The following is a 3746-nucleotide window of genomic DNA, read 5'->3' as shown; positions in this document are numbered from 1 at the left end:
GCCCAAGGTATTACTGTATGAAAGAACCTCAACATTGTTCGATAACTACCACCCATTTCTGCCCACCGGGATATTCCCAACATTGTGATTCGCCCATTCATCGCTAACATGGCCTGTATTATCTGGTTCAACTGTCGCATCGTTGTGGCGTTTATCTGCGGTAGAAGACATTGCAATAGTGATAAGATGTCGGGCATGGGCGGCTAGTAGTTTCTGAGTTGTCGTTGTGAGAGACAATAACTCTACTACGAAACGCCCTACCTCTTCATGCTCTTATTTTGGCAACGGTATTGATCGTTAATGGACAATATTAATTTAACTTTCTTTATTGCGATCGCCGCCTCGACCGAGCAAAAGTGTTGCACGGCGCTACCTACCAAAAACGCTTGTGGTTAGCCATCTACAGTTTTGAGAGCGCAAGCGTTTCTTAATTTTTGATTGATGCGACAGCGCTCGCTGTTTAAACCTGAGACTCAGAATCTGGAGCATTCCACGTAATTAGGAAAAAGTGTAATGCCCCTAGAAGGTGCAAAAAATGAAGGTAGACGGCAAAGGAATGAGTGCAAAGATGACTAATGCCAAAACGAATTAGTGTAGCTGCACATCTGAGTTTGGAAGAGCTAGAAAAACATTACCGTCAAGCTAAAGATGGCGTAGAAAGCCGTCAGTATCAAAGCCGCCAAGCGGCAAGGCAGGAGGCAGGAGGCAGGAGGCAGAAGGTAAACCTCTCCCATGAAGGAGAGAGGTTTGGACAAGGACGCATCTTTTCTCGTGCTATGCATCTGGCAAAGAATGTTTTTACCTTTTTTGCCCATAAGGGGCAAGGTTTGTACCTTTTCTTCTGCCTCCTGCCCTCTGCCTCCTGCCTTTCTTTTATCAAATTATCTGGTTATTAGCACAAGGAAAAAAAACGGAGGAGTAGAGGAAATCACTGGCTACAGCAGAACATGGATATATGCATTAGTAAAAAGATATAACGAGTTAGGGGTGGAAAGATTAGGCGATGCCTTCGGCGGGCTTTGCCTACGCAGACAGTTAAATCAAGGTACACAACCGCTAGTAGATGATAAAAAGCAAGCACAGTTATGGTGGGAGCAACGCTTCGGAGAGTGAGATGGCTCCATCTGGGGGCTGGGGAGGCTGGGTCAGAGAAAGAAATTAAGTGGATTTAGTAGAGCTTTAGTAGCAAAAAATACTATTTTCTCTTTTCTCCCCCAGCACTTTCCTCTACCCCCGCGAGAAAATTGCTCATTTCACGACGATTTCAGAAAATCGTGTTGCTCCCATCAATTGGGTTTGTGACAAGACTTTCTTAAAACCGCTCTAGGACTCGCATTAATTTCACCATTATTACTTAATAGGCATTGGTTAAAAACTATGTATGGCGATTGCAAGAGCGATCGCCATTCGTTACATCAATATCTAGTTGCGCTACACAACGCCGGCTTATTGGTGTAGTTTAGTTCAAAAATCGGTTTGCCCTTCTACTGATAAAAACGACAAATTAACCAGCGATGTCTTTACCGCTTTTGTAGGTCATAGGTCTAGGTTTCCTTTTGTTAAGTGCCTTTGCAGATTTCTTGGGGGGTTGAGGAGCGCGGCATGTTTCACAGTAAAGCGGTCGGGGACCAAAAGTTTCGCGTTGTGTAGCTTGCTCACACTGCTTGCAGATAAAGTTGAAGACGCGAGTGTGAATCTGCCGCTGATGCGCTTTTACTGTGTACTCTTTGACGTTAATAATCTTGCTGGGCATTGTCTACATTAATAGGTTGTCTTTATCGTTCTCCCTTGAATCTTAGCCTTTAACATAGTATTTTCAAGTGTTTAAGTACAACTAATCACATCGTTTTTCAGCCAAATAATTTTCACAGCGGCTACGCCAAAATAACGCTCAAGTTTTAGTTCCTGACTTGTTTTCAAAAAACCTGATACCGCAAAGCGGTAATCCTGTGAAAAATATCTGGCTTCAGGAGTAAAGTGTAATGGAACTAACGGATGTTACCAACTTAGCAATTGAGACTATTTTCTGGACATTTATAACACTGATAATATTTGATTTTGTTGATGGACTTTTTCAACTCTGGCACAATCAAACTTTAGTACCAGTAAGAGCTAATGCTAACTTCAAGCCTGTACCTCTGACGAAACACGATCTGATTGCTATCACGCCACAATTTGAGCAACTGCTCGACCCTTGGGAACTGGAGCCAGAACCACAACCCCAAGCTATCGAAACCCAATCAGTTGTACTGCCATTCCCTACATTAAGGCTGTTACCGCCAGCAACCGAAGTACAACCGAAACCGCCCAAGACTAAAACCACCAAAACCAAATCTACGAAAACTAATAAGCAAGCCAAACAAGCCCTGACTGAACCTCCTCGCAAGTCTCGCAACAAAGCCGCCGCTTAAACCAATCTTTTATTCTTTTATGAAGAACCAAAAACAGCGATCGCACTACTGAATGGAGATCGCTGTTTTTGGCATTTGGAGAACAGTTAAGGCTACGCCAATTTTTTGTGAAAATCAATACTACATACAGTCATGGTAAGCCTAATCGCTACACAGGGATGCCTCTTCGACCTGCAAACAGTTCTGGACTATGGGCAATCAATATTAAATGTTGCCCACGCACTTGTTAAATCATTAATCGAAAATCGACCTTTAACCACAAAATTGCTTCAATCGCAGATGAATCGACACTTTCACGGTACTGCGGCAGAAGGCGCTTGGCAGTCCAAAGATGCTTACGAAGCTCTTGAAGTTGCACTAATTCTCTATCTACGGCAAAAAGGACTGCCACAAAACCCCTTAGAACAACTGCAACGCCTTGAGTCGCTTTGCCCCACACACAGCCGCCGGAGCGAGGAGCAAATACAGCTTCAACAGTTTTCGACTCCTTTCCCCCTGGCGTACTTGGTAGCATTGGCAGGACAAGTTACCAGCAATGACCTCGTACTCGAACCCAGTGCTGGTACTGGCATCTTAGCTCAGTTCGCTTTCCTTCACGGTGCAAGCCTGATGCTCAACGAATTGGCACAAGACAGAACTAAGATTCTACGTCGGCTATTCCCTGGCACTCCACTGTTCTGTGTTAATGCAGAACAAATTAATGACTATCTCGCAGGACAAACCAAGCCCTCAGTCGTGCTGATGAATCCGCCGTTTTCGTCGTCGCCCAAGGTAAGCGACCGCAATCCCGACGCTACACCCCGACACATTAACTCTGCACTACAAAGGCTGTGCGACGGTGGACGGCTGGTAACAATCACAGCCAATTGGTTCTCTCCAGCTAACCCAAGCTGGCGAGAAACTTTTGTGAAGTGGCAAGAAAAAGCGCGAGTTTTAATGTCTGTAGGAGTCAGTGGTCAAGCTTACGCCAAGCACGGGACAACAATCGAAACCCGAATCACCGTTATTGATAAAGTCCCGGCATCTAAAACAGGCGACATTCCTTGCATTCGAGAAACTTTGGAACTGCCCGAACTGCTGGCGTTGATTGGGCAATTGCCTGGACGATCGCAGTGGAAAGCTGGAATTGTTAAAGCGGTGGCGGCGGCGAAGGTTGTTAAACTGCCGACGAAGCGTACTACAGTGACACAACCAGAACCATCCGCAGAAATTCCAGATGTGGTTGTTCTGGAATATGAGGTAGTCGAGTGGTCTGTCACCGATGGATTGAAAGATAGCCTTTATGAAACCTATCGCCCACAACGCCTTTTAATTAAGGATGCCCTACCCCATCCC

General features: G+C 45.1%; 4 protein-coding genes and 2 pseudogenes. 4 read left to right on the top strand and 2 right to left on the bottom strand.

Annotated features, from left to right (window positions below; genetic code table 11):
• Window positions 1–197 (bottom strand): transposase (locus I8752_RS30105; RefSeq protein ID WP_214435504.1); only part of this gene is annotated, 197 nt, incomplete at its 3' end.
• 378 nt (window positions 198–575) lie between these two features.
• Here I8752_RS30105 and I8752_RS30100 point away from each other — a divergent pair.
• Window positions 576–896, top strand: a complete 321-nt coding sequence (locus I8752_RS30100; RefSeq protein ID WP_214435865.1) for a hypothetical protein — start codon at window positions 576–578, stop codon at window positions 894–896.
• Window positions 875–1089: pseudogene (locus I8752_RS30095) on the top strand (helix-turn-helix domain-containing protein); the annotation flags it as partial. The gene I8752_RS30100 and the pseudogene I8752_RS30095, both read left to right, overlap by 22 nt.
• Window positions 1090–1504: 415 nt before the next feature.
• Here I8752_RS30095 and I8752_RS37735 read toward each other — a convergent pair.
• Window positions 1505–1753 carry a hypothetical protein gene (locus tag I8752_RS37735; RefSeq protein ID WP_225896002.1) on the bottom strand — a complete coding sequence of 83 codons (249 nt, stop codon included), beginning with the start codon at window positions 1751–1753 and terminating at the stop codon, window positions 1505–1507.
• A gap of 229 nt (window positions 1754–1982) precedes the next feature.
• On the opposite strand from I8752_RS37735, the gene I8752_RS30090 reads away from it, so the two are divergent.
• Window positions 1983–2411, top strand: coding sequence for a hypothetical protein (locus I8752_RS30090; RefSeq protein WP_214435864.1), 429 nt, complete (start codon window positions 1983–1985; stop codon window positions 2409–2411).
• Between the two features lie 132 nt (window positions 2412–2543).
• Window positions 2544–3746 (top strand): annotated as a pseudogene (locus tag I8752_RS30085) (methylase); the annotation flags it as partial.

Origin of the sequence: Dendronalium phyllosphericum CENA369 (assembly GCF_016056275.1) — a bacterium.
GTDB classification, from domain to species: domain Bacteria; phylum Cyanobacteriota; class Cyanobacteriia; order Cyanobacteriales; family Nostocaceae; genus Dendronalium; species Dendronalium phyllosphericum.
This window is presented reverse-complemented; position numbering and strand designations above follow the sequence as displayed.